The following is a 26,812-nucleotide window of genomic DNA, read 5'->3' as shown; positions in this document are numbered from 1 at the left end:
CCTCAATTTGACGTGCCGCGCTGCAGGAAGATGCGCGAACAGGCCAGGGTAATGAATGAAATGATCATAAGGATCGCCCCAAGGGCCAGCAGGGCGGACAGTTTCAGGCTGCCTGCCGAACTTTCGGGAAATTCCAGCGCGATCAGCGAGGCAATGGTATTGCCTGGCGCAAACAGCGACCAGCCCATGCGGTTGCTGTTGCCAATGACGAAGGTCACGGCCATCGTCTCACCCAATGCACGCCCGGTGCCCAGCATGATGCCGCCCATGACCGCCTGCCGCGACCACGGCAGCACCACCTGGCGCATCACTTCCCACCGTGTGGCACCAAGGCCAAAGGCACTTTCCTTCAGCACGGCGGGAATGGAGACGAATACGTCCGTCATGACCGAACAGATGAAGGGTGTAATCATGATCGCAAGGATCAGCCCGCCACTCAGCAGCCCGGTGCCATAGGGCGCGCCACGGAACAGCAGGCCGATACCGGGCACGTGGCCCAGGTAATGCGTGACCACGGGTTCAATGTAATGGGCCATGAACGGCACCACGATGAAAAAACCCCACATGCCAAATATGATGGAGGGCACGGCAGCCAGAAGCTGCACGGCGGTTTCAATAAACCGCGCCAGCGCGGGGGGCGCCATTTCCACCAGCCAGAAAGCCACGCCAAATGCAAACGGCACGGCAAAGACAAGGGCGATCAGGGTCGTGACCAGAGTGCCGAAAATTGAAGTCGCGGCACCAAAATGGTTTGAAATCGGGTTCCATGCCGTGCTGGTGATGAAGCCGGGACCAAAGGCGGAAAATGCCCGCCATCCCCCACTGACCAGCACAATGACAATGCCGGCCATGACCAGCAGGATGAACCATCCGGCCAGCCGGGCGATCATGCCAAAAACCAGATCGCCAAACCGCCCGCGCGCATTCGTATCCATTGCGACACCATCGCGGGCCGTAATGGTGGATGGAAGTTCCATCATGTAATTCCTGATGTGTATGACACAACAGCAGCACTAGGCCCCCATGGCACACTGTTGCAATAATAACCTGATCTGTTTTGTATGAAGTTTTTATGACACCAGGAATTACATGAACCCCGCATGTATATTTTCGCGTGTCATAGAAAGTTCATCTATTTCTGGTTGCCCGCGCATCTGAACTACTGCATAGCACCCGCATCGGGGATGGCGTTGATATACCATCCCTAAAAGGAAAACAGGCAGGAAGCAGCCTTATGTTTGAATCCAGCGTTATCGAAATCGATGGCATCTTTGTTGGCATCGTTTTTCACAACGGCCCCGATGAACCCTATAAATTCCGGGCCATGCATGAACGCGTAACGCAGATGGACGGGGACATCCTGCCCACGTTCGAAGCCGCCGTGGCACAGGCCCGCACCCGGTTCCGGCTGGGTCGCACCAAGGCCCCGCGCGCCATGGAAACCACGCGCCTGCGGGCCTGAAAACCCCGACCACCCGACATGGGGTGCTGGCAGCACGCCTGTAATTCAGGTCAAAATATGAATATTATATTAAAACGCTACAGTACATCTTATATTTGAATTTGTTTTTATTTATGGTGCGCATAACAGTAACTTACTGGTGTATTGTTTCATGCTCCACTTCGCGCCATATTCGGCTTTTTCCATCATCGCACTGGTCATATGCTTTGCGCTTGTCTGCATCTTTGAATTCGTAAACGGCTTCCATGATACGGCCAATGCCGTCGCGACCGTCATCTATACCAGATCACTCAAACCCCGCACCGCCGTCATCTGGTCGGGGTGCATGAATTTTGTCGGCGTGCTGCTGGGCGGGATCAGCGTGGCCTACGGGCTGGTTGAACTGCTACCTGCGGACGTCCTTTCCCCCCCCAACGGCGACCCGGCCGTGCCGATGCTGATTTCGCTGTTTGGCACGGCACTGGCATGGAACCTGTTTACATGGTGGTTCGGGATACCGAACTCCAGTTCCCACTGCGTCATCGGCGCGCTGATCGGGATCGCCATCGGGGATGCCCTGCTGCATACACGCGACCTGGGTAACAGCGTTGACTGGTCACAGATCTGGAAAATCCTGCGCGCTCTGGCCATTTCTCCCCTGCTGGGGCTGATTGGCGCGGGTGGGCTGTATTTCATTATCAAGCACCTTGTCCATGATCCCGAACTGTACCAGCCGCCGCAGGGTGACAGGCCGACACGTGGCTGGGTCCGTGGCCTGCTTATCCTGACCTGCACCGGCGTCAGCTTTTCCCACGGCAGCAATGACGGACAGAAAAGCATTGGCCTGATCATGCTGACCATTATCGGCATTCTGCCGGCAACCTTTGCCCTGGCCCCTGACAGCGCGCCGCATATTCCCCATATCGCGGAATATGCCACCAGTGCGGCACCGCTGATTGAACAGTATGACCATGACGGCCTGCGTGATGAAGCCATTGCCGCAGTGGGCCGTCTGTCCCGGACCAGGGCAGATGATGTTGTCCCCTCCGTCCTGCGGGCGGACATGTATGAAGTCGTCGCCGGCCTGAAAGCCGTGTCAGCCAATCCTGCCGCCTCGACCCACGAACGGGCACAGGCCAAGGTGCTGGGCAACCAGATGCGCCCGGTGGTGGAATACGCACCGTGGTGGGTGCGCCTGCTCAGCGCGCTGTGCCTGGGTATTGGCACCATGATCGGTTACAAGCGGATCGTGCATACGCTGGGTGAAAAGATCGGCAATACGCACCTGACGCCAGCGCAGGGAGCTTCAGCCGAACTGGTCGGCGCGGGCCTGATCGCAACCGCAGGCTATACCGGCCTGCCGGTCAGCACGACACATATCATTACTGCCGGTATCGCGGGCACCATGCTGGGGTCCGGTTCGGGTATCAATCGTGGCATGCTGGTCAAGATTGCACTGGCATGGGTATGCACCCTGCCGGTCACCATCACGATCGCAGCCGGGCTGTTCTATATCCTCAATGCCTGATCCTGCCTGACATCGGCAAAAAAGAACCGGGGCTGCATGGTATGCAGTCCCGGTTTTTTACATCAGCAACAGGAAAAAAACCTGTAATCCTTCACAACATTTCCATAAAATTTTTTGGGGGGCCAGTTGGGAATTACCGTGAATTGATGATTGCGGCGGCGAGATGGATAATGGCTGCAAATGATCTGTCTGCCTTGTCGCTCCGCATGGCGATGCGTCTGAACGCCTTGAGCCTGCAGAAGAAGTTCTCAATGAGATGGCACGCTTTGAACAGGGCTCCATCGAACGGGCGTCTGTCGAGACGGTTCGAGCGCTGGGGAATGACCACGCAGGCGCCTTGCGCGCGGATGGCATACACGATCCAGTGAACGTCAAGCGCCCTGTCAGCAGGAAGCCTCCTGAAATCCGTCGGTTGGAGACGGGGCGCAACCCCGACCGTGTCGTAATGCTGGCCGGGAATGAGGGTAAAGCGGAGCAGATTACCCAGGGCATCAGTCATGGCGATGATCTTCGTTGACCATCCCGTTACACTGCGTCTGGCCCCTTTTTTCCGGTCCCCCTTTTGCCCCCTGGTCGTGGCGGTGAACCCGGATCACCGTACCGTCGTACCATCGCATATTCCATATCGGTATCGCCAGAGACGACTTCGGAAATTCGCTGAAAAAACCCCGGCCTTCGTCCAGTCGCTGTAGCGCGGATAAACCAGATTCCAGTGTCCGAAATACGGTTGCAGGTCCCGCTATGGACTGCCCGGCCGGGCGATCCATAAGACCGCTTCGATAAAGAGGCGGTTATCCTTCCCGCTGCGTCCCCGATCCGTCTTCTTTCCAAGACACTGGGACGCCATCTTCGTCCATTGGGCATCCGTCAATACAAAGCGATCCATACAGGCTTTGAAACACATTAAGGCGTTTTGAAAAGATAATTCCCAACAGGCCCTGTAAGACAACCCGCAATCATAAGATTTTTTTGGTGAAGCCTTTTGGGGCCTGTTGGGAATTATCTTGAATTGATGATTGCGCCAACGAGATAGATCATGGCTTCGAATGATCTGTCTGTTTTTTCGCTGCGCATGGCGATGCGCTTGAACTCCTTGAGCTTGCAGAAGAAGTTCTCAATGAGATGGCGTGCTTTGAACAGGGCCCCATCGAACGGGCGTCTGTCGAGGCGGTTTTTGCGCTGGGGAATGACCACACAGGCCCCTTGCGCACGTATGGCGTCCACAATCCAGTGGACGTCGAACGCCCTGTCAGCAGGAAGCCCCCTGAAATCCGCCTGTTCAAGAAGAGGCGCCACCCCGACCGTGTCGTAATGCTGACCGGGGACAAGCGTAAAGCGGACCAGATTGCCCAGGGCATCAGTCATGGCGATGATCCTGGTTGACCATCCCGTCACACTGCGTCCCGTCGCCTGACTTCGGGTCCCCCTTTTGCGCCCTGGCCATGGCGGTGAACCCGGATGACCGTGCCATCGATCATCGCATATTCCATGTCGGGATCATCGGAGACAGCCTCGAAAATCTTCTGGAAAACACCGGCTTTCGTCCAGTCGCTGTAGCGCGAATAAACCGAGTTCCAATGTCCGAAATACGTCGGCAGGTCCCGCCACGGACTACCGGTCCGGGCGATCCATAGGACCGCCTCGATGAAGAGGCGGTTATCCTTCCCGCTGCGACCTCGATCCGTCTTCCTGCCAAGGCACAGCGGTTCCATTTTCGCCCATTGGGCATCCGTCAGTATGAAGCGATCCATATGGTCTTTGAAACACATCATGGCCCTTTAGAAAACTCAATTCCCAACAGCCCCTGAAAAAAGCTTAAGAAAATGCCGCCTTAAAAAAGGCGGCACCCAAAAACTTTTATTATTTTATCAAAATGTTATTTCTAAACAGTTTTTATCTGTTTTGAATTAATATCTTTTTCTGCCCTCAATATTTTTGCGGCACAATCATACTGTCGGGTACAGGCTGACGAATATAATCGGGGCTGTAAACCCGCTCGGGCAACCGCACTTCGGGCTTGCTTACATCATGATAGGGTACCTGTGACAGTAGGTGACTTATACAGTTAAGGCGCGCCTTCTTCTTGTCATCAGCCGGAACGATCCACCACGGTGCTTCGTCAATATTTGAACGTTCCAGCATGATTTCCTTGGCCAGCGTATAGGATTCCCACCGCCGCCTGCTTTCCAGATCCATGGGGCTGAGTTTCCACTGCTTCAGCGGATCTTCCATACGGGCGCGGAAACGCAGTTCCTGTTCATCATCAGAAATGGAAAACCAGTATTTGATAATCTGTATCCCGCTACGCACCAGCATGCGTTCAAATTCGGGAACAGAGCGGAAAAATTCCTCATATTCATCGTCGGTGCAGAAGTTCATGACCCGCTCGACGCCCGCACGGTTATACCAACTGCGGTCAAACAGCACGATTTCCCCCGCCGCCGGCAGATGACTGACGTAACGCTGGAAATACCACTGTGTGCGCTCCCGATCGTTAGGGGCCGGCAGTGCCGCGACACGGCATATACGCGGGTTCAGCCGCTGGGTAATGCGCTTGATGACACCCCCTTTGCCTGCAGCGTCCCGTCCTTCACAGATCACCACAACCCTGTGCCCGGTTTCCTTGACCCAGTCCTGCAGCTTGACCAGTTCCCCCTGCAGGGACAGCAGTTCACGGAAATACGCCCGTCTGAAATCAGGCGTGCCGTTGTCCTTGTCCGAACCAAGGCGGGCGTCATCCAGTTCAAGTTCTATTTCTTCATCAATATCGTCCAGAACTTCCTCACGCAGGCGGTTCCGTTCCCATGATGCATTGTCACTGCCGGGACGTTCGGTCATGTCGGTGGTCATCTCCATCTGGTTTCCTGATAATGAAAGGAAGGGAGAACATCAGAATTCGTCATGAATATAGGCTTCGTCTTCTTCCATCATTTCAGGTGGGATGGAAGGCTGCACCTGCCTTGCCTGCCCCCGTGTGTCTTTCCACACCAGAACAAGCGCAGGCCGCCATTCTTCATGGATGTGCGGCGACTTCGGTTCGGAATCCTGTTTCATGATGTCCATTCCTGTCCAGACGCCTATTCAGTTGATAGGCATGGAAAGGTATAGGACAGCACACGATGCATAATATGAATATTTGGTGAAATTGCTTTTAAAAAAAAGGGAATTGAAAAAAACAATAAGTAATATTTTTATATTATAATTACAGAAACAATACAAAAATCATAAAGAAGTTTTTGTTGAAAATTTCCCCCAAAAGCTTCAGGAAACGCCACCTTAAAAAAAGCGGAACCCAAAAACATTTTATTTTCAGCCTTCTGGCTATTCTTATCCCACACAGGCAATGAATAGTGCCATCGTCAGCACCGACACCACGGCGCTGAGAAACAGGGTCGATGCCGCCTCCTGCTCATCCGTCCCGAAACGCACCGCAAGGATGACTACAACCGTCCCCACCGGAATGGACAGGGCCAGCACGGCAGTACGGACCACTTCATGCGGCAGGCCCAGCATGCTCAGCAGCAACCATGACATGACGGGAATGACAATATTACGCACGGCAACAGTGACCACCACCGGCAGCGTCACTGCAACCCGCTGCAGGAACAGGACGATCCCGGATGCGAACAGCCCCACCCCGGCCGCTGCATTACCCAGCAGTTCCCCTGACCTGAGCAACGGCCCAGGCAGGTGGATACCCGATACGACCAGAAGCGTCGCGACAATCGGGGCCCAGACAATCGGTTCCCTGCACGCTGCGATGATCTGTGGCACAAGCCGGGCCTGTTCAGGCGATCCAGCATGGGTACTTTTGGCCAGCATGACCATACAGACCGGCGTCTGGACCAGAACCATGGCGAACACGGCGGCCGAAATTGCTACCGACGTACTTGCATGCCCTACCAGTACCGGCAGCATGGCTGACCCGATGAAGGGCACCGACGGCGCCCCCATGGCCAATCCCTGCAGGGCGGATGCCGCCGCGTCACGCCGGAACACATAGTGCGACAGGACATACGCCACGCCGAAACTGCCGCACATGATTCCGAAAACCGACGCTGCCAGCGGCAACTGCCCCGCAAGAATGGTGCGCGGCATGCCCGCAATACCCACAAACAGATTGAGGGGAAAGGCATAGAGCATGACCATCCGGTTCAGGACGGAAACCTGCTCCCCATTGAAATCACGGTGCCATCCGGCACGGTAGCCCAACAGGAAAACCACGACGAGGGGCAACATGGCGGTAATAATGGTCGAGAGCATACAGCTTGATTACCCCGTGGCTTACGGATGGATGCAGCAGAAAAAAAACAGGCATGAGTGATGAGAGGGCTCGCGACGCGGCACGAATGGCCCCGGCAGTGGCACAGGCCACTGCCCATGAGGAAAAGGTACGACAACAGGTGGATAAAAACGTATATCTCATTATTTGCGAATAAGAATTATCATTATTAATGCGCTGATATATAATAATTTTTTATTTACAACCTCCCATTAAATCCAATATATCCAATCCTGCCATAATTTATCATAGCGAGTCACGCCATGCCGATCAAAGATCCCAAGGTGATCGAACACCTGAACACCCAGCTTACGAACGAGCTGACGGCCATCAATCAGTATTACCTGCACGCCCGCACACTGCGCCACTGGGGCGTTACCCTGCTGGGCAAGAAGGAATATGAAGAATCGATCGAGGAAATGCGCCATGCCGACTGGCTGATCGAGCGCATCCTGTATCTGGGTGGCCTGCCCAACGTGCAGCGCTACAACCAGATCCTGGTGGGGCAGGATGTGGAGGAAATCCTCAAATGCGACCTGAAGCTTGAAGAAAAGGCCATTGGCGACCTGCGCGAAGGCATCGCCTATTGCGAAAGCGTGCGCGATTTCGTCTCCCGCGACCTGTTCCTCAAGATCCTGGTCAACGAGGAAGAGCACGAGGACTTCCTCGACCGTCAGTTCGACCTGATCCGTCAGGTGGGGATCGAGAAGTACATCCAGCTCAACTCCGCCCCTGCCCCCGATCAGGAATAAGCAGGCATCGGGCCACGTTCCGCCTCTCGGCCGGACGTGGCCTGACGTTTTTGTCCCTGTCTCCCTGCCACCACTTCTACTGCGGGCAGGCACGCGCACCGTTCAGGAACAGTTCCACTGCCTGATCGATATGGCGGCGCATGGCGTCATCCAGTCTGACCGTAATCAGGCCCAGAACAGCCTGCTGGAACGGGTACTGGATCACGGCGGCCGTCAGGTAATCCGCCGCAAACCCGATATCATCAATCTCGATTTCCCCGTTTTTCACGCCTTCATGCAGGGCGTGGCCGATCAACTGCGCCGCCCTGCGGGCGCCATGGGAATGGATATTGCGGGCAAGCGCCGGAAACTGCCGGCTTTCCGCTGAAACCACGCGGTACATCCCCACGCTGCGATCCGTCAGCAGCCAGTCCAGCAGCAACGTGCAGACTGAAACCAGCCGAGAGCGGATATTTCCGTCCGCCGGCATCAGCAATGCCAGCGCATCCAGCCGGATATCAATGGTCGTGCTGACCACGGCTTCAAACAGCAGGGGCTTGCTGCGATATCGCGCATAAAGGGTGCGTTTTGTAACGCCCGCCGCCTCCGCCACCATGTCCATGCTGGTACCCCGGAACCCAAGGTCGAAGAACAGCCGGACAGCTTCCTCCAGAATCCTTTCGGACAGCGTCGCCGCCTCCGCGACGGACGGGCGGCCCATGCGGGCAGACCGGGGGCGTTCCTTGTCTGGCATCCTGTTGCTGCCTTCCTTGTGACTCTGTGTCCGGTCCTGCATGCGGGCGACCTGTTTCCGTGGACTGTCTGCACATAACCCACACATGACATATGCCGAAACATAAAATATACCGGGCGGGATATTTTACGGGTTGCTTTCTTTTTTGAAATTAAAATACACTTATACGTATACATATTCAGGAACGTCCATGCTGGTCTTCCCCACCCGGTGGCAGAACGTGATTTTTAATCGGGAAAGTTCAGATATCCGCCTCTGGATCAATGCATGACCCTGCATTCCCATCGAATATACACCCCAACGGCAGGATGGCCTGCGTTGACCTTGAGGAAAGTTGCATGATCGCGTCATTTCATTTTCACACGACTTGCGCCGGACAGCATGAAGGTCCGGCAGCATGAAGTGGCGTGACGCGGCGATTGGCGCGGGGGTTGCTGTAATCGTGGCGGCCGGCGGGGCCGGATGGTATGTGGTCCAGCACCGTGGTGACCTGCCTGCGGGCCTTGCGCGCGCCAACGGCCGTCTGGAACTGGCGCGCATTGACGTGGCGGTCAAGTATCCCGGCCGCATCACGGAACTGGATTTCCACGAAGGCGATACAGTCGCCAGCGGCCAGGTTCTGGCCCGCGAGGATGACACCACCGCCCGCGCGCAGCTGGATGCAGCGCGCGCGCGCCTGCGTGCGGCACAGGCCGATGTCGCACGCGCGGGGGCCGAACGCGACGCCCGCGTGTCGGCCCGGCACCTTTCACAGCTTGACCTTGACCATGCCCGCACCATGTTCCGCCAGCATCTGGTATCCGACATGGAACTGTCGCAGCACCAGACAAACCTTGATACCGCAACATCCGCGGCCGATGCGGCGGGCCGGGCCGTGGACGCCGCACAGGCCGCAGTTGACGCAGCACAGGCGCAGGTCACGGAAGCGGCCTCCAGCGCCGATGACATGACCATCCGCGCGCCCGTGGCTGGCCGGATCGAATACCGTATCGTGGAAAAGGGCGCCGTACTGCCCGGTGGCGGTCGCGTGGCTTCCCTTCTTGACCCCACGGACATGTATCTGACCATTTTCTTCCCCTCGCAGCAGGCCGGACGGCTGCGTGTGGGCGATCAGGCGCGTATCGCACTTGACGCACTGCACCAGCAGGTGATCCCGGCCACGATCTCCTTCATCTCGCCCGAAGCGCAGTTCACACCGAAATATGTCGAAACCGCCACCGAGCGTGACAAGCTTGTCTATCGTGTGAAGCTGCGCGTCTCCCCCGAAACGGCCCGACATTATGGCGACGTGCTGAAATCGGGCATGACGGGTGATGGCTACGTGCGTACCGATCCGTCCATTCGCTGGCCCGCAACACTTGATGTGGCCGATGCCCCGCAATGAGCGCCGATACCCCGCATAACCCGGCGGGCATCACCATAACGGGGGTCACCCACCGCTATGGCGCGGTCACGGCACTGGACAATGTGACGCTGGACCTGCCTGCCGGGACCACCATTGGCCTTGTCGGGCCGGATGGGGTAGGCAAATCCACCCTGCTGGGCCTGATCGCCGGGGTGCGCAAGCTGCAGTCGGGCACGGTGTCGGTATTGGGATCGGATATGGGCGACCGCCGCGCGCGTGAGGCATTCCTGCCGCGCGTCGCTTTCATGCCGCAGGGGTTGGGCCGCAACCTGTATCCCACGCTGTCGGTATGGGAAAACATCGATTTCTTCGCCCGCCTGTTCGGTATGGATGCGCAGGCGCGTGACGCACGCATACAGCGACTGCTGGATGCCACGGGTCTGGCCCCTTTTCCCGATCGGGCAGCTGGCCACCTGTCGGGCGGCATGAAGCAGAAGGTCAGCCTGTGCTGCGCGCTGGTGCATGACCCGGACCTGCTGATCCTGGATGAACCGACCACGGGCGTTGATCCGCTGTCACGCCAGCAGTTCTGGACATTGGTGGACCAGTTGCGCAGGGAACGGCCGTCCATGTCAGTCATCGTGTCCACTGCGTATATGGATGAAGCGGAGCGGTTTGCGTGGCTGGTGGCCATGGATGACGGCAAGGTCCTGATCAGTGACCGGACCCATAACGTGCTGGAACGCACGCATACCACATCGCTGGAAGCTGCCTACATATCGCTGCTGCCGGACACCCGGCGCCAGCAGGCCAGCGGCTTTGTCATCCCGCCCTATGCCAGTCCCGGCGGCCCCCCCGCCATCGAGGCCGAGCACCTGACCCGCCGCTTTGGCAGTTTCACGGCGGTAAGCGACGTCAGCTTCACCATCAGCCGGGGCGAAATTTTCGGCTTCCTCGGCTCCAACGGCTGCGGCAAGTCCACTACCATGAAGATGCTGACCGGCCTGCTGGACGTGACCAGCGGCACGGCAAAGCTGTTTGGCGAACAGATCACGGCAGGCGACATGAAGACCCGCATGCGCATCGGGTACATGTCGCAGGCGTTTTCGCTGTATGAAGAACTGACCGTGCGGCAGAATCTCATGCTTCAGGCACGGCTGTACCGCATGCCTGCAGACAGGGCCGCGCAATGTGTCGAACAATCGCTTGATGCGTTTGAGCTGCGCAACTGCGCCGATGTCAGCCCCGCTTCCCTGCCGCTGGGGATCCGCCAGCGTCTGCAACTGGCGGCGGCGTGCATCAACAATCCCGAAATCCTGATCCTTGACGAACCGACTTCCGGCGTGGACCCGGCCGCACGCGACATGTTCTGGCGACACCTGATCCGCCTGTCGCGTGAAGGGCATGTGACGATTTTCGTATCCACCCACTTCATGAATGAAGCAGCGCGATGCGACCGGATATCGCTCATGCACCGGGGGCACGTGCTGGCGGTCGGCACGCCGGCCGAACTGGTACAGAAACGCAAGGCGCCCAGTCTGGAAGCCGCCTTCATCGCCTATCTGGAAGATGCCGAGGCGGCAACCGACGCACAGGCGCCACCCGTCAAACCCGCAACGCCCGCACATACATGGTGGCATGGCGTCAGCAAAATGCTGGCCACCCGCTTTGGCAGGCTGGGCGGCAGCTGGCTGCCACGGGCATGGGCCTTTGCCCGGCGTGAAGCGGTTGAACTGCTGCGCGACCGGCTGCGCCTGACCTTCGCGCTGATCGGGCCGCTGATCCTTCTGGTGGTGGCCGCATCCAGCATTTCGTTCGATGTGGAAGGGATCGGCTTTACCGTCAGTGACCATGACCGGACCACCATCAGTCGTGAACTGATCGACAGTTTCCGTGGCTCGGCCTATTTCCATGAACGCGCGCCCGTGGCGGACGCCAATGCGCTGGACCGCGCCATCCGCAATGGCCGTGTCCAGCTGGCGCTGGATATTCCCCCCGGTTTCGCCCGTGACATGGAAGCGGGGCGCAGGCCGGAAGTTGGTGTGATAATCGATGGCGCGGTGCCATTCCTTGCAGCCAATGTGCGCGCCTATGTCACTGGCGTGCTGGGGGGATATGCGGCAACGCTGGGCCGTGAACTGCCGCAGGGGCCGACGGCCCCCATCACCATCGAGCCGCGCTTTTCCTACAATCAGGAATTCCGCAGCATCTACGCCATGACCCCCGGCGTCATCATGCTCGCGCTGATCCTGATCCCGACCATGCTGACCGCCCTGGGCGTGGTGCGGGAAAAGGAAGTGGGGTCGATCGTCAACCTCTACGCCTCCCCCGCATCGGTCGGGCAGTACCTGATGGGCAAGCAGGCGCCATATGTGGCGCTGGCGACGATCAGCTATTTCATGCTGGTGGCGGTGGCCGTGATTATCATGGGGGTGCCACTGAAGGGATCGCTGCTGGCGCTGACGGTGGGCGGTATCCTGTTCGTGCTGTCAGCCACGGGCCTGGGGCTGCTGATCTCGACCTTTGTCAGTTCACAGGTCGCGGCCATTTTCGGCACATCCATCATCTGCCTGATCCCGGCGGTCAATTTTTCCGGGCTGCTTTATCCCGCCTCCACCCTTACGGGTGTCAGCCGTATCGTGGGGCTGGGCTTTCCCGCGTCATGGTACCAGCTGATCAGTCTTGGCTGCTTTACCAAGGGGCTGGGGACCAGCAGCTTCTGGCCCATGTACATTGCACTGGCCGCCTTCGGGTCTGTCTATATGCTGGCGGCCCGTCTGCTGCTGAAAAAACAGGAAGCATGACGGCATGATGCGCTGGCTGGTCAATGTTGGTCTTCTGTGCGGCAAGGAACTGCGCAGCCTGTTGCACGACCGCGTGCTGCTGGGGCTGATCGTGTTCGCGTTTACCGCAGGCGTGCTGCTGGTGGCCGACGGGGTAAAGGTGGAAGTCTCCAACGCCACGATCGCCTTCATCGATGAGGACAATTCTGCCCTGTCACGCCGGATACGCGATGCGGTGCTGCCCCCCTATTTCAAGCCCCCGGTGCTGGTGGACCGCACGCAGGCCCTGCATGGCATGGATGAAGGCGATTATATTTTCGTTGTCGACATCCCGCCCCGGTTCGAGGCGGACGTGAAAGCCGGGCGCACACCCGTCATACAGTTGCGGGTGGACGCCACCGCCATGACACAGGCGGGGCTGGGAACGGAATACCTGAACGAAATCATGCTGGGGGAAGTCAACGACATGCTGCATGTGCCGGCACTGGTGGACCAGATCCCCTTTACCGCGCCCAGCCGCATCCGCTTCAACCCCAACAGTGAATCGAAGTGGTTTACCTCGGTCATGCAGATCGTGACCAACATCACCATCCTGTCCATCGTGCTGGTGGGGGCAGCGGTCATACGCGAACGCGAACATGGCACGCTGGAACACCTGCTGGTCATGCCCGTCACGGCCAGCGAGATCGCGGTAGCCAAGATTGTCACCAACGGACTGGTCATCTTCGTGGCGGCCATCGTGTCACTGTGGCTGGTGGTACATGTCTGGCTGGGGGTGCCGCTGGCGGGATCAATCATGCTGTTTGCCGCGTGTTCGCTGCTGTACCTGTTTTCGGCCACGGCGCTGGGCATCATGCTGGCGACGGTTGCCCCCACCATGCCGCAGTTTGGACTGCTGGTTGTGCCGGTCTATGCGGTGGCTTACCTGCTGTCGGGGGCCGCGACACCGGTGGAAAGCATGCCCGCTGCCATGCAGGTGGTGGTGCGCTTCCTGCCCACCACGCAGTTCGTCAACCTGTCACAGGCCATCCTGTACCGTGACGCGGGGCTGGGCGCGATCATCCAGCCACTGCTGACCGTAACCGTGACGGGAATTGTATTTCTTGTATTTGCGCTCGCGCGCTTCAGATCCATGTTGGCAAGGCAGGAATAATGAAGAACAGATTGGCACGGGTCGCCTGCATGGGGGGCGTTGCAATGGCTGTGGGGCTGGCAGGATGTTCGCCATTCCGCACGCGTGTACCGGCGTCGCATGTCACGGTGCCCGGACAGTTTTCGCAAACGCCCACAACCACGCTACCGGCCACCGACCTTACACGCTGGTGGGAAGCATGGCATGACCCGGCCCTGGTGCAGGCGGTGGATACGGCCCTTGCCGCCAGCCCCGATATCCGCATCGCGCGTGACCGCGTGCTGGAGGCCCGTGCGATGCACACGGTCGCCAGATCCGCTCTGTACCCCACCGTGGGGGCGACGGGGAACATGATGGGGGGCGGCATGTACTGGCGCAATCCCAGCACCCTGCCCACCAGCAATGATCCCGGCACCGACGGGCATCTGGCAGGCATTGGCGCATCATGGGAACCCGACCTGTTCGGCGGTCGCCATGCGGATGTAAAGGCCGCGAAAGCCGGCATGAAGGCGGAAGAAGAATATTTCCACGGCGTGCAGATGGTCATTGCTGCCGACGCCGCCAATGACTACCTGCAGGCGCAGGGACTGCAACGCCAGATCGCGCTGACAGACCGCAGCATTGGCATGCTTGAACAGCTGCGCCGGTATGGTCAGGCCCGTTTCACTGCCGGTCAGGCAACGGCGGCGGATGTGACGGGCGTTGACCAGAAACTGTCTGGCCTGAAGGCGCGCAGGCCGGTGCTGGTCGCGCGCCTTGACCTTGTGCGCAGGCGTCTGGCCGTGCTGTCGGGACAGTTACCCGAAGGACTGCCTTCCCTTACACCGCCACCCGCCTATTACGTGCCTGCACCACCAGCAGGGCAGATGCCCGATACGGTGCTGGAACGCCGCCCCGACATCCGTGCACGACGCGATCAGGTGGATGCGGCGCTCAACCGGCTCAAAAGCGCCAAGACCGACCTGCTGCCCCGCTTCGGGCTGGAATTCTTCGGTGGGGACGGACGGCTGCGCTTTGACGGCATTCCCGGCCTGTCGGGCACGGGCGGCCTGATTGCGCTGACCACCTACCTGCCAATCTTTACCGCCAACCGCATACAGGCGCGCATACACGCAGCCAGCGCACGGCTTGATGCCGCGGTCGCGGGATATGACAACAGCATCCTGCACGCACTGGCGGAAGTTGAAGACGGTTACGAAAACCGCCTCAGCCTTGATGGACGCGATACCGACCTGACCCGCGCACAGCATCAGGCTGAACAGGTCGCCCATGACATGATGGGGCTTTACACGGGGGGGCAGCGTACCTTTGGCGATGTGCTGAGCGCACGCATGGCAGCACTTGATGCACAGGCCAGCGTGCTGGACAATCAGGACTCCCGCACATCCGCCACCATACAGCTTGCCCGCGCGCTGGGCGGTGGCTGGCAGCCGGAAAGCGTGGAAGTACACAAATGACATGAGGGCGTTTCATGACCCTGTCTGGTTATGAAACGCCGTTCGGGAAGGGAACGCGGGATATGTTCCATATGGATGCGCCCCCATAATCCGTAGCAATAATGCCGATCAGATGCATCAGAACGGGGCATATCGCGTATTGTAGAGATTGCCCGATGACACCCACGGATCCTGGCATGGCATGATGATCGGCCGTCGACCTGCTGGTCTCATGCCCTGTGGGTAATGGATGACGTCCACCACATTATCGTTCACTATATACAGGACATGGACAGTCCGCCCCTGCCCCGGCAGTATCGGGACATCAATCATATAACCGTACAGGTTGCAGCAGATGTCACCAGGACGAAGCCTGCACCGGATATAGCCAGCAAACGGGTCAGCACGGCTTTTATATCCCGCAGGAGGTAATACGGCCTGCTCCAACAGGGCAAAAAAGACAGATACGTGCCTGTAATGCCTTGGCCTGTTATACACGACTGGCGCATTTCGTGTCCTGTTCCCATACCGGGTCACAGGCGGGCACGAATATGGACGGGATATCGCATATCAGCCGATGGCCATGTCATTCGTGTCCGTGGCTCGACATGCTCTGATACTCGTGGCAGAACGCATTACCTGTCAATGTTGCCACTGTGCTGGCGACAAAGGCCCGTGCTGGGCATGAACCACCATTTTCTCGCGTCTTGAATGTTCACGATGCGCTGCTGCATGATGACCCGGACAAGAGGAGATTGAATGAAGCCCGTTGCCCCGACCATTTCCCCCAAACCGGGTTTACGTGAACGCAAGCAGGCACGCGCGCGCACCACCCTGATTGCCGAGGCAATGCGGCTGTTTTCTGCCCAGGGGTATGACCAGACCACGGTGGACGAAATTGCCGACGCGGCCGAAGTCTCACGCCGTACCCTGTTCCGTATGTTCGAGACAAAGGGCGATATCGTACTGGCATGGACACGGGGCATGACACAGACGCTGAATGACGCCCTGGCTACCTGCCCGGCCGACATGCACCCGGCGGATGCCATGATGCATGCCTTTACCTCGCTGGTACCCCGGATCGCTGCGAACCGGCAGGATACCTATGCTTTTGTCTATCTGATTGAAAAGACGCCTTCGCTGCAGACAGTCAGCTTGCAGAAATATGGCAAGTGGGAGGACTGTCTGGCGGAAGGGCTGGCGAAACGGATAACCGAACGCAAGAACCGCCGGATGGCCGCACGCCTTATGGCGCGTGGCGGGATCGCCATTTTCCGTACGGCGCTGGATGAATGGATCCGGCTGAAAGGGCGGCCCGCGCTGGTGCCGCTTTTGCAGAAAACCTACGAATTGCAGGCATCACTCTGGCCCACCCATGAAGATGGCGGGCCAGAAAGCGCTGCCTGACACAGCAGGCAGCAGTAAGTCTAAGCCCTGGTGCGTCAGTCCAGACGCACGGACGGACGGACAAATACATCCAGCCAGTCCACAAGGCAGGACATCAGACCACGGAACGTGCCGTAGATTTCGAACTGGTGCTGGCGATACAGCATCAGGTGAACCATCCGCGCGCTGATCCCCCGCAGCCAGCCACCGCCGAATACCTTGCCACCGGGGAATGTGCCCCAGCCATTGTAATCACCCAGCGCCACAACCGCGCCCTTGTTATGGAACGCAAATGCGGGCATCGGGCGGCCATTGATCCACGCCGGCATGTAACGGGCCAGGTGATGGGCCTGCTGGCGGGCGGCCTGCGCGGTGGGGGCGACGGGTTTTTCCGCGATGAAGGCACAATCGCCCATGGCGAAAATGCTGTCATCTTCGATCAGCTGCAGTGTCGGCCGGACTTCAAGCTGGCCGGAGCGCGACAGTTTCAGTTCACCGAATTTGCGCGTGACATCAGGTGCCTTGACCCCTGCCGCCCATACGCGCAGCGTCGCGGGAATGCGCGTGCCGTCCTTGAGCAAGAAGCCTTTTTCATCCGCGCCACTGACCATGGCTGAGGTTTTTACACTCACGCCGATCTTCTCAAGTTCCTTCTGCGCCGCAGCAGACACGGCCTCGGGGAAAGCTGGCAGGATGCGGGGACCTGCTTCAAGCAGGGTAATGTTCAGCTTGGGCGGCTTCTTGCCAAAGCTGTAGAGCGAGGCGAGATCAAGCGCCTTGTGCAGTTCGGCCGCAAGCTGCGTGCCGGTGGCGCCGCCGCCCACAATGGCGATATCAAGCTGTTCGTTATTACCGAAAGCCTTGAGCAGTTCCATACGGAAACGATCGTTGAAACCGTTGGCATCCACAAGGTTGTCAATGAACAGGCAATGCTCGGCCACGCCGGGGGTGCCGAAATCATTGGCGCGGCTGCCGATCGACAGCACCAGCGCGTCATATTCCAGCTTGCGCTCATCCAGGATCACCTCGCCCGTAGGCTCTACAACCGGGGCAAGGGTAATGGTCTTGGCCTTGCGGTCCATGCCCGCGATTTCGCCGGGCCAGAATTCAAAATGATGGCGACTGGCCTGCGACAGGAAGCTGATGCGGTCGTTTTCGTTGGCGGCCGTGCCCGCTGCAAAGCAGTGGAGCATCGGTTTCCACACATGGGCGAAGCTCTTGTCGACCAGCGTTATTTCCGCACGGCCCGACTTGCCGATTGAATCACCCAGCCGGGTTGCCAGCGCCAGACCGGCAACGCCGCCCCCAACAATTACGACCCGAAACTTTTGTGCCATCCTATGCCTCTTTTTTACTTCTGCCGCACAGTGTCCCGGTCCCGTGGGAAAAACCCTGTCGCATATCCTGAAATACCGAAAAACTGCCTTGTGCCGGACCCTGGGCGCATGGCCCGGGCAATATGCTGCGGCGGCCGACCCGGTAAACCAGCCCGACCGCCGCGCCATGCCTTGTGGGCTACGGGGTTTTCACCCCATCAGCTGATCAGAAGAAGCCGCGCTTCTTGTCGCTGTAGCTGACCAGCATGTTCTTGGTCTGCTGGTAGTGTTCAAGCACCATCTTGTGGGTTTCACGGCCGATGCCGGACTTCTTGTATCCGCCGAACGCCGCATGTGCGGGATAGACGTGATAGCAGTTGACCCACACGCGACCGGCTTCCAGTCCGCGACCCATACGGTAGCAGGTGTTGGCGTCACGGCTCCACACACCCGAGCCGAGGCCGAAGGGCGTGTCGTTGGCGATGGCCAGCGCTTCTTCTTCCGTCTTGAAGGTCGTCACGGCCAGAACCGGGCCAAAGATCTCTTCCTGGAAGATACGCATCTTGTTGTTGCCCTTGAACACGGTCGGCTGCACATAGCACCCGTTGTTCAGGTCACCACCAAGGTCCGGACGACCGCCACCGACCAGCAGCTCGGCGCCTTCACCCTTGCCGATGTCAATGTAGGACAGGATCTTTTCCTGATGCCCGTGCGAATTCTGCGCGCCCATCATGGTGTTGGGATCAAGCGGGTTGCCCTGACGGATTGCCTTGATGCGGGGAAGCGCACGTTCGATGAACTTCTCATAGATTGATTCATGAACCAGCGCACGGCTGGGGCACGAACAGATCTGGCCCTGGTTAAGGGCGAACATCGTGAAGCCTTCGATCGCCTTGTCCAGGTAATCGTCATCATGGTCCATGATGTCGGCGAAGAAGATGTTCGGCGACTTGCCACCCAGTTCCAGGGTTGCCGGGATCAGGTGTTCGGCAGCAGCATGCGCGATCATCTTGCCGGTCGGGGTGGAACCGGTGAAGGCGATCTTTGCAATACGGTCGCTGTTGGACAGGGCGGCACCCACGTCCTTGCCAAGACCGTTGACGATGTTCAGCGTTCCGGGCGGGAACAGGTCACCGATCAGTTCCATCAGCACCAGCATGGAAGCAGGCGTGCTTTCGGCAGGCTTCATGACCACGCAGTTACCGGCGACCAGTGCGGGGGCCAGCTTCCACGAACCCATGAGCAGCGGGAAGTTCCACGGAATGATCTGGGCCACGACGCCCAGCGGCTCATGGAAATGATAGGCGATGGTGGTGGCGTCGATCTCGCTCAGCGTGCCTTCCTGGGCGCGGATGCAGCCAGCGAAGTAACGGAAATGATCGATCGCCAGCGGGATGTCGGCGGTCATGGTTTCACGGATGGGCTTGCCGTTGTCCCATGTCTCGGCCCGGGCGAGCAGGTCGAGGTTCTTTTCCATGATATCGGCTGCCTTGAGCAGGATCAGCGCGCGGTCAGCGGGGGCCATGTGCGCCCAGCCAGCCTTGGCCTTGTGCGCGGCATCAAGTGCCAGTTCCACATCGGCTGCGGTGGAAGCGGGTACTTCACACAGCACGCGGCCATCAACGGGGGAGGTATTGGTCAGGTAATGACCATCAACCGGGGCTACCCACTTGCCACCGATGTAGTTGCCATAGCGGGCTTTGAACGGGGGGGCTGCTGATATACTATCTGACGGCATGGAAATATTACTCCAGAAAATTATTTTAAATCAGGAAACACTAAAGGGAATGCGTATGGTTATTTATTAAATCCCTGCGGCCATCCTGATTTTTACACTAAACCCAAAACATAGGCATGGATCTGGTCTGGATGACTGTCCAGTTCGCACGGCGATCATTTCGTGTGAACATGATCCCCCTTCAAACCGGACCGCCTTCTGGCCACACCCCGGTAGTTGCCGGGGCACCATCTATATTCATCGATATATAGACGCAGCCGCAACCGCAAGCCGAAAACAGGTAACGTAACCGTGAGGTATGCATCTGGTGCCATAAGCACCACGGTGTAAGTCGTTATATATCAGTATGTTATTACGTATACGGATGGGGAAATATTTAATTTTATGTGCTTATTGTCTGAATCGGGACATGACGCCGCATGCCGTGACAAGACACCGGGTGACACGGATCTGCCATCAGTCCGGCATGGTACGGGAAAGCGTTCCCCGCAGGCCGGTCGGTTCAATATGCCGAAGCGATTACTGACACAATTGCAATAAACCTATAACGTAATGGCATGCAGGATTACCCACATAATGGATGGATTTTATTCATAATGCGTTTAAAAATTGTTTGAAAATAAAATTCCGGGTGTCGAATTTTTCAAGAAGATAGCGTTTTCTGAAGCTTTTAAAAAAAAGCTTCACCAGAAACCTCATTATTTACAGGCTGTCTCACCAGGCCGGACACGAATCCGAAAAATGTGTCATTATATCAATACTTAAACAGGCTATCTGTTGCTGATAACAGATCTTCCAATGTAATCAATCCGAAAAATACCGCGTAGAACACACAAAAAACAGCAATACCTAAATTACCATAAAAATAATTCGAGATATATTGCGCTTTGTTAATGTATTATGATTTATTATCATACATTTATTCATCGTCACACAACAATATTAATCCTAACGCCATTTTTTATTCCAGAAATATGGTAAATAGTTCCAGAGATCTTCCATATCTTTCATGTATTTTACCGGCTGTTATCAGAACCGGAATACAAAATTTGACTGGTAATACGTACCACTGGAACCGCCCGCCGTATTAAGGGCATGCGATGTCATGAAACGGGATGCATATTGCGTCCATGACACATGCGTATTGATCTGCCAGGCAATCGATACCTGTGGCGCCATGCCGATAAACCTGCCACGGAAATTGCCTGAAAACTTGTAATTTCCCGATGATTTGTAAATGGGGTCATTCACGCTATCACGCCAGAACAATGGATACTTGAACTGGATGCTGACAGATCTGAATGGCGTAATACGGACCAATGGCGCAAAACTGATCAGATTGGACGCTGTCATGTATGTTGTCGTGTCAAGGTAATTGGTCTGCGGATTGAAGGGCGAAATATAGGTGCCAACCGTGCCGGTCCGGTCAGTTGAATTGCCGCCCGAATACACATCTGTCTGGATCCCGGCAAATGTATTCAACGTCTTTTCTGAAAAACGGTAACCCACTGATGAATTGATGGCATAGGCACTGACATTGCGCGCGAGTGTCGTTCCGGCCGGACGGAATACGCCACCCTGCCAGATGCCGCCCACCGAAAATTCGATCGGTCCCGCCACGCCATGCCAGCGTGCGCCAAAATTATTACGTGTATTGGATCCCTTGACCGAACTGTCACCCGGTCCCGCAATCGCACCGGCCGCGCCATTCAGCTTGTAGCCGATATAAAAAGCATCAACGAAGGAATATCCCTTCTGCCCCATGAAGGTGAAGTCAGGGGGCGCCCATGTCGTGTTGAAACCATACAGTCGCGAAGCATAGTTTTCCGTATCGTGAAACATCTTGTTTTCGCTGTCATATGTCTGCACGAAATCCCAGCCGTCGATACGAACGCGCTTCCACACCATGTAACCCCGGAACCCATCCCATGACAGCGGCACGTTTGGTGTCTCACGCGCGTACAGCATGTAGGATGGCGCATCGAGGAACTGCTGCCGTCCGAACATGAAGCCGCTCCTGGCGCCAAGCATGTTCCATCGCACCTCGACAAAGGCCTGTTGCGCGTCCAGACGCTTGCGATAGGTCGAACCATAACCGTAACCGCCCCAGCCGGCGGCATCCGCATTCACCAGTTGACCGAAAAAACGCAGGTGCGAACCGATATGCAGGTCCGCACCATACAGGTTGCGTACGGCAAAACGACCGGAATCATTAGGCTTCTGCGTGCCCAACTGGGGACGGGTTTCAAACCAGTTGCGCAGGCGGGTTTCCCCCGAAAAACTGATCCATACATTTCCGCTGCGGGTCAGCGGGATGTATTTCAGCACATCAAAGGGATCATTATGGTTTTTCCTGCCGCGCAGATTGCTCCAGTCCTCGGCCCACGGTGCTACACCATAAGTCCCGACCGGGCCAAACCCTGCGGATTCCCCGTTTCCCCGGTTAAATACGCCCCAGTCATACTGATGGCCATTCTTGCGGTTTTCCGCACCACTCATACGCAGGGGCTGCCCCACCGGGTTGGCATGCGGGTAAACCTGTATCGGGGGGCGTCGCCCGATACGGACAACCACGTTTTCAGGTTGCGATTGTGATGCCTGTCCTGACGGGACGCCCGTCCCTGTCGTGCTGACGGAAACGGGGGTAGCGGCATGCGCCCCCTGTCCCATGGTGACAATCCCTGCGGGCAGGCTGAGCAGCATGACCAGAACATGAAAATCGGTGGCTTTCCTGCCTCCCTGTACGGAATACGGGTCTATGCTGCCCTTGCGGATGCAACGGTAGCGAACGGTCGTGGCGGAATTCGGGAATGGCAACATTGTCACATACCACTTCGCTATATGCAGGGTGTCACGGTTTGTTAAGCACTTAATGTTTACGTATTATACCGTTAAAATAACGTCAATAACGTATTTTATCATTTCCCCTTCAAACGCGTTGAAACTGCATGGAAAATCGCTAAAATATCAATTAACCAACTGTTATTTCTAATAATATTTTATTTTTGAAACGAGGTGCAAAAAATTATAGGAGATGTTTTTGTCACATATAATACGATAACATTCGTATTATACCCTTCCCCATATCGGGCCAGAAACCATATGTTCCTGATGTCTTAAAAAGGATGAAAACACCTATAAACGTAGCCACCATACGTACTGCGTCATGATATCCGAATTTCGTATATTCCATTAAATTAAAGGGAATAATCCTTATATATAGCGTATCAGGATACAATCCGGTCCTGCCTGCTCCATGCTTCGTTAACGGTAGAAACAACCAGACTGTTCCCCTACGTCACAGATGCATGGTAGGGGGTCTTGCGCCATAAATACGATTGCATACGTGAATTATTCCACGATACAAAATGCGTTTTTCCTGTGGCTACAGATCCATGCAGCGCCACCTGTAACCTATCTTCACACACGTCCATTTATTGGTCGCAGGCAGCAAATATGCCATGCCTTCCTTTACCAAAAACAGGGGAGCAGAAAGAGTCTGCGGCTCTGGTCCATGATGGCGTGCAGCCCACACCAGCCTACCCTGAACGTCAGGTGATATCGGACCAGACATGACCAGCGGGGAGTTTTCATATCCGGCGCCGATTATTCACTATACGATAGTGTTTTTACGCAAAATTCGATGTCACCATGACGATATTTTTTTATTTTCAATGGGTAGGCTATGATATCCCTGCCTGCTACAACGCCATCCCGGTGCCTTCGGGCGGTTGGCGGACAATCTCTCCCCAAAAAATTAACTTATTATTTCGTGATTAATATTGACTTACATGTATCATTGTATTTTCATACGTTCATCAATCTGCCGCCAGCCGGATCACGCCATGACAGCATCCATGCGTGACCGTATCAAACGCAATGCCGTTTTTCTGCTGCAAAAACAGTCGTCCGGATCAGGAATGATATGAAACCGAACCGCCCCATCACAAGAAGACGCGCCCTTTCCCTGCTGGGGGCCGCAGCCTGCCTGCCCACGATCCATACGGCCCGGGCGGCGGACGCCAGAAAACTGCGTATCGGGATCATGGCGGGCGAGGATGAAGATCTGTGGCGCGTTATCGCCGCCAATGCCGCAAGAGAGGGGCTGGACCTCTCCGTCGTGACATTTTCAGATTACAACACCCCGGACGAAGCCCTGGCCGAGCATGAAATTGATGCCAATGCCTTCCAGCACGGCCCCTTCCTGCAGGCGCAGATCGCAGCACGCGGTTATAATATCGTCGCAGTCGGAAATACCTGGTTCTCCCCCATCGGGCTGTATTCGGCACGGTGGAAGTCGGTAGCCGACCTGCCGCAGAACGCCGTAATCGGGGTGCCGAACGACCCCAGCAACGAAGGCCGCGCGCTGCACCTGCTCGAAGCTGTGGGGTTGATCAGACTGCCTCCCTCCGCAGGCCTGCTGCCGACACCGCTGGATATCACTAACAACCCGCGTAACCTGACATTCCGTGAACTGGATGCCGGGATTGTCGGGCGCTCCCTGCCCGATCTGGATGCGGCCGTCGTCAATACCAACTGGGCGCTGAAGGCGGGGATTGACCTGCAGAAACAGAAAATCGGGCAGGAATCCCTGCACGATAACCCGTACGTCAATTTCATTGCCGTCAACGCGGCTGATGCGCAGGCCCCGTGGGTGACTCCACTGGTCAATGCGGTCCACCAGCCTTCCACCAGTAATGCGATCCAGACGATTTTCCACGGTTCGGTGTTGCCAGCATGGACGTAAGTCTGGTCCAGGTCAGCAATATCAGCCGTAGTTTCGGCGGCCACCTTGCGCTGGATGACATAAGTTTCACCGTGGCGCGGGGCGAGATACTGGGCGTAATTGGCCGGTCGGGAGCTGGCAAGAGCTCCCTGCTGCGCTGCCTTGGCGCACTGGACCGGCCCGATGCCGGCCATATCGTGATTGAGGGACATAACCTGACCACCCTGCCCCAGGGACAACTGGTCAGCCTGCGGCGCAGGATCGGATTTGTCTTCCAGCATTTCAACCTGCTGGGTTCCCGCACGGTGGCGGGCAATATCAGCCTGCCGCTTGAAATAGCGGGCATGCCACGGGCGCAGCGCAGGAAACGGATTGCGGAACTGCTCTCCCTCGTCGGGTTATCGGACCATGCCCACAAGTGGCCAGCGCAGCTGTCGGGTGGACAGAAACAGCGTGTGGGCATTGCCCGGGCACTGGCCAATGCACCCGTCCTGCTGCTGTGTGATGAAGCGACATCCGCACTTGATCCCGAAACGACAACATCCATCCTCGACCTTCTGGCCCGCATCAACCGCGAACTGGGCCTGACCATCATCATGATTACCCATGAAATGGATGTCATCCGCCGCATTGCCACCCATCTGGTCATTCTCGATCATGGGCACATGATTGAAAATGGTCCGACGCTGGACATTCTGGGTGCGGATACACAGTCCCCCGTGACACAGGCCCTGCTGTCGGAAACACAGCCACGGGTTCCCCCCGCCATCCGCGCAAAACTGGTGGAAACGCCCGTCCCCGGCGCACATGTGGTCATACGCCTGCGCATGGGGGGCACGGCGGCAGACCAGCCGGTGCTGTCCACGCTGGGACAGCGTTTCGGGGTGGACGCCATCGTGCTGGCGGGCGGCACAAACGAAATCGCCGGGCAGCCCTTTGCCGACATGATTGTGTGCCTGAGCGATTATTCAACGGAAATTCAGGATTTCCTCCATGGCTTCGACCCATCACTGAAAGTTCTCGGCTATGTCCCGGCTGATCATTGACCTGATCCTGCGCGCAACATTGGAAACGGCGCAGATGGTGCTGGCGTCGGGTCTGGTGGCCGTGATTGGCGGCCTGCCGCTGGCACTGGTTGTGGTAAGCACCCGCCGGGATGGCCTGCTGCCCTGCCCGCCAGTCGCACGCCTGCTGGGGCTGGTCATCGATATGCTGCGCGCCATTCCCTTCATCATCCTGCTGGTGCTCCTTATTCCCGTCACCCGCATGATTGCAGGCACGTCGCTGGGGACCACGGCGGCCATCGTGCCGCTATCGCTTGCGGCCATCCCGTATTTTGCCCGCATTGCCGAAGTCTCGCTACGTGAAGTGGACCCCGCACTGATTGATGCCGTGCGAACCATGGGCGGCACGCGGTGGATGATCGTCCGCCATGTTCTTATTCCCGAAGCCCTGCCCGGACTTGTAGCGGGCCTGACCGTCACCCTGATTACGCTGACCGGGGCATCGGCCATGGCCGGGGCGGTAGGCGCAGGTGGACTGGGGGATGTCGCCATCCGTTACGGCTACCAACGTTTCAATACGGAAATCATGACGCTGGTGGTACTGGTCCTGATCGTCTTTGTCGCGTTGATACAGGCCATCGGGAACCTGATTTCAAACCATCTGCGCCATACCTGACAGGGGGCCATGCCCATGCACAGCGTACGTGACCGGACCGCCACTGCCCTGATCATCATGCTGGACGTGGCGTTTCACAGCATCGCCAGCCGGCCGGTCAGCACGATTGATATCGCGGACCGCTCCGGCCTGGCCCGGCGTGGGATCGAACCCATCGTGCAATCCCTTGCCCGGTCTGGCCTGTTGCAGGGTGTGCGTGGCCCGCATGGGGGCTACCGGCTGGGCCATCCGGCAGGCGAAATCCTGCTGGCGGATATCTACCGGGCCACGATGCATGACGACGCCCCTGCCGAATGGCGCAGGGGCACACTGTTCAATACGGTTGTCCGTCCTTTTCTGGATCAGGTGGAAGGCATCCTGACCCACGAATACAGCAAGGTCACATTGCATGACTTCGTGCGGCAGGCCGAAACACGCGGCCTGCAGCGCCCACCTGCCAGTTTTTCAATATAAAACCCTGTTTAAAAAAGAAACGTTTCCGGGTGCTGCCTTTTTTCCAGAAGGCAGCATCTTCTGAAGTTTTTTTAAAAAAAA

21 protein-coding genes and 1 pseudogene are annotated in these 26,812 nt (G+C 57.3%); 12 read left to right on the top strand and 10 right to left on the bottom strand.

From position 1 onward, the window contains the following. Window positions 1–2 precede the first annotated feature (2 nt). The gene (gene pstC, locus MSKU9_RS01475) at window positions 3–980 is read right to left on the bottom strand and encodes a phosphate ABC transporter permease subunit PstC (RefSeq protein ID WP_141259583.1); all 978 of its coding nucleotides are present in this window, start codon (window positions 978–980) and stop codon (window positions 3–5) included. A 254-nt stretch (window positions 981–1,234) separates the two neighbouring features. Here pstC and MSKU9_RS01470 point away from each other — a divergent pair, with 254 nt between their 5' ends. Both MSKU9_RS01470 and MSKU9_RS01465 read left to right on the top strand, forming a co-directional pair. Further along, window positions 1,235–1,462, top strand: coding sequence for a hypothetical protein (locus tag MSKU9_RS01470; protein WP_141259582.1), 228 nt, complete (start codon window positions 1,235–1,237; stop codon window positions 1,460–1,462). 151 nt (window positions 1,463–1,613) lie between these two features. After that, window positions 1,614–2,969, top strand: a complete 1,356-nt coding sequence (locus MSKU9_RS01465) for an inorganic phosphate transporter (RefSeq protein ID WP_141259581.1) — start codon at window positions 1,614–1,616, stop codon at window positions 2,967–2,969. 133 nt (window positions 2,970–3,102) lie between these two features. Here the strand turns inward: MSKU9_RS01465 and MSKU9_RS01460 are convergent. The 5 genes and pseudogenes from MSKU9_RS01460 to MSKU9_RS01445 form a co-directional block, all read right to left on the bottom strand. Further along, window positions 3,103–3,855 (bottom strand): annotated as a pseudogene (locus MSKU9_RS01460) (IS5 family transposase). 113 nt (window positions 3,856–3,968) lie between these two features. Then, window positions 3,969–4,720 (bottom strand): IS5 family transposase gene (locus tag MSKU9_RS01455; RefSeq protein ID WP_141259580.1). Its coding sequence is split into 2 segments (ribosomal slippage): window positions 3,969–4,390 and window positions 4,390–4,720, totalling 753 coding nucleotides; the frame shifts between segments, so codons are not numbered across the junction. Window positions 4,721–4,895: 175 nt separating this feature from the next. After that, a complete protein-coding gene (ppk2, locus tag MSKU9_RS01450) occupies window positions 4,896–5,819 on the bottom strand; it encodes a polyphosphate kinase 2 (RefSeq protein ID WP_141259606.1) in 924 nt (307 codons plus the stop codon). Between the two features lie 39 nt (window positions 5,820–5,858). Then, window positions 5,859–6,023, bottom strand: coding sequence for a hypothetical protein (locus tag MSKU9_RS18015; protein WP_162515704.1), 165 nt, complete (start codon window positions 6,021–6,023; stop codon window positions 5,859–5,861). Between the two features lie 273 nt (window positions 6,024–6,296). Continuing rightward, on the bottom strand, window positions 6,297–7,232 hold the full coding sequence (locus MSKU9_RS01445; RefSeq protein ID WP_141259579.1) for an AEC family transporter: 936 nt from the start codon (window positions 7,230–7,232) through the stop codon (window positions 6,297–6,299). 282 nt (window positions 7,233–7,514) lie between these two features. Here MSKU9_RS01445 and bfr point away from each other — a divergent pair, with 282 nt between their 5' ends. Next, window positions 7,515–8,003 (top strand): bacterioferritin, encoded by a 489-nt coding sequence (bfr, locus tag MSKU9_RS01440; RefSeq protein WP_141259578.1) that lies wholly within the window; start codon window positions 7,515–7,517, stop codon window positions 8,001–8,003. A gap of 76 nt (window positions 8,004–8,079) precedes the next feature. On the opposite strand, the gene MSKU9_RS01435 is transcribed toward bfr, so the two are convergent. Continuing rightward, complete coding sequence (locus MSKU9_RS01435) at window positions 8,080–8,736, bottom strand: TetR/AcrR family transcriptional regulator (RefSeq protein ID WP_227000726.1); 657 nt, start codon at window positions 8,734–8,736, stop codon at window positions 8,080–8,082. 397 nt (window positions 8,737–9,133) lie between these two features. On the opposite strand from MSKU9_RS01435, the gene MSKU9_RS01430 reads away from it, so the two are divergent. The 5 genes from MSKU9_RS01430 (at window position 9,134) to MSKU9_RS01410 (ending at window position 16,839) form a co-directional block, all read left to right on the top strand. Then, a complete protein-coding gene (locus MSKU9_RS01430; RefSeq protein ID WP_141259577.1) occupies window positions 9,134–10,120 on the top strand; it encodes an HlyD family secretion protein in 987 nt (328 codons plus the stop codon). Continuing rightward, complete coding sequence (gene rbbA / locus MSKU9_RS01425; protein WP_141259576.1) at window positions 10,117–12,885, top strand: ribosome-associated ATPase/putative transporter RbbA; 2,769 nt, start codon at window positions 10,117–10,119, stop codon at window positions 12,883–12,885. Before MSKU9_RS01430 ends, rbbA begins: the two co-directional genes overlap by 4 nt. Window positions 12,886–12,889: 4 nt before the next feature. Further along, entirely contained in the window at window positions 12,890–14,017 is a 1,128-nt protein-coding gene (locus tag MSKU9_RS01420) for an ABC transporter permease (protein WP_141259575.1), read from the top strand. Further along, on the top strand, window positions 14,017–15,453 hold the full coding sequence (locus tag MSKU9_RS01415) for a TolC family protein (protein WP_162853791.1): 1,437 nt from the start codon (window positions 14,017–14,019) through the stop codon (window positions 15,451–15,453). The genes MSKU9_RS01420 and MSKU9_RS01415 overlap by 1 nt, the downstream gene beginning before the upstream one ends. Window positions 15,454–16,191: 738 nt before the next feature. Then, the gene (locus tag MSKU9_RS01410) at window positions 16,192–16,839 is read left to right on the top strand and encodes a TetR/AcrR family transcriptional regulator (protein WP_141259574.1); all 648 of its coding nucleotides are present in this window, start codon (window positions 16,192–16,194) and stop codon (window positions 16,837–16,839) included. 35 nt (window positions 16,840–16,874) lie between these two features. On the opposite strand, the gene MSKU9_RS01405 is transcribed toward MSKU9_RS01410, so the two are convergent. From MSKU9_RS01405 to MSKU9_RS01395, 3 genes are all read right to left on the bottom strand, one after another. Further along, window positions 16,875–18,155, bottom strand: coding sequence for an NAD(P)/FAD-dependent oxidoreductase (locus MSKU9_RS01405; RefSeq protein ID WP_141259573.1), 1,281 nt, complete (start codon window positions 18,153–18,155; stop codon window positions 16,875–16,877). Between the two features lie 205 nt (window positions 18,156–18,360). Next, window positions 18,361–19,872: an aldehyde dehydrogenase family protein gene (locus MSKU9_RS01400; protein WP_141259572.1), complete on the bottom strand. Its 1,512-nt coding sequence runs from the start codon at window positions 19,870–19,872 to the stop codon at window positions 18,361–18,363. Window positions 19,873–20,901: 1,029 nt separating this feature from the next. Beyond that, the gene (locus tag MSKU9_RS01395; RefSeq protein ID WP_141259571.1) at window positions 20,902–22,692 is read right to left on the bottom strand and encodes an alginate export family protein; all 1,791 of its coding nucleotides are present in this window, start codon (window positions 22,690–22,692) and stop codon (window positions 20,902–20,904) included. Window positions 22,693–23,797: 1,105 nt separating this feature from the next. Between MSKU9_RS01395 and MSKU9_RS01390 the strand changes: the two genes are divergently transcribed. The 4 genes from MSKU9_RS01390 to MSKU9_RS01375 are packed head-to-tail and all read left to right on the top strand — an operon-like array spanning window position 23,798 to window position 26,731. Beyond that, window positions 23,798–24,619: a MetQ/NlpA family ABC transporter substrate-binding protein gene (locus MSKU9_RS01390; protein ID WP_193557605.1), complete on the top strand. Its 822-nt coding sequence runs from the start codon at window positions 23,798–23,800 to the stop codon at window positions 24,617–24,619. Further along, window positions 24,610–25,644 (top strand): methionine ABC transporter ATP-binding protein, encoded by a 1,035-nt coding sequence (locus MSKU9_RS01385; protein WP_141259570.1) that lies wholly within the window; start codon window positions 24,610–24,612, stop codon window positions 25,642–25,644. The genes MSKU9_RS01390 and MSKU9_RS01385 overlap by 10 nt, the downstream gene beginning before the upstream one ends. Then, window positions 25,625–26,278 (top strand): methionine ABC transporter permease, encoded by a 654-nt coding sequence (locus MSKU9_RS01380; RefSeq protein ID WP_141259569.1) that lies wholly within the window; start codon window positions 25,625–25,627, stop codon window positions 26,276–26,278. Before MSKU9_RS01385 ends, MSKU9_RS01380 begins: the two co-directional genes overlap by 20 nt. Window positions 26,279–26,293: 15 nt before the next feature. Next, window positions 26,294–26,731, top strand: a complete 438-nt coding sequence (locus tag MSKU9_RS01375; RefSeq protein WP_193557604.1) for an RrF2 family transcriptional regulator — start codon at window positions 26,294–26,296, stop codon at window positions 26,729–26,731. Window positions 26,732–26,812: the final 81 nt, after the last annotated feature.

Origin of the sequence: Komagataeibacter diospyri, from assembly GCF_006538165.1 — a bacterium.
Classification (GTDB): Bacteria; Pseudomonadota; Alphaproteobacteria; order Acetobacterales; family Acetobacteraceae; genus Komagataeibacter; species Komagataeibacter diospyri.
Note: the sequence above shows the minus strand (reverse complement) of the source record. Positions and strands in the feature narration are given on the sequence as shown.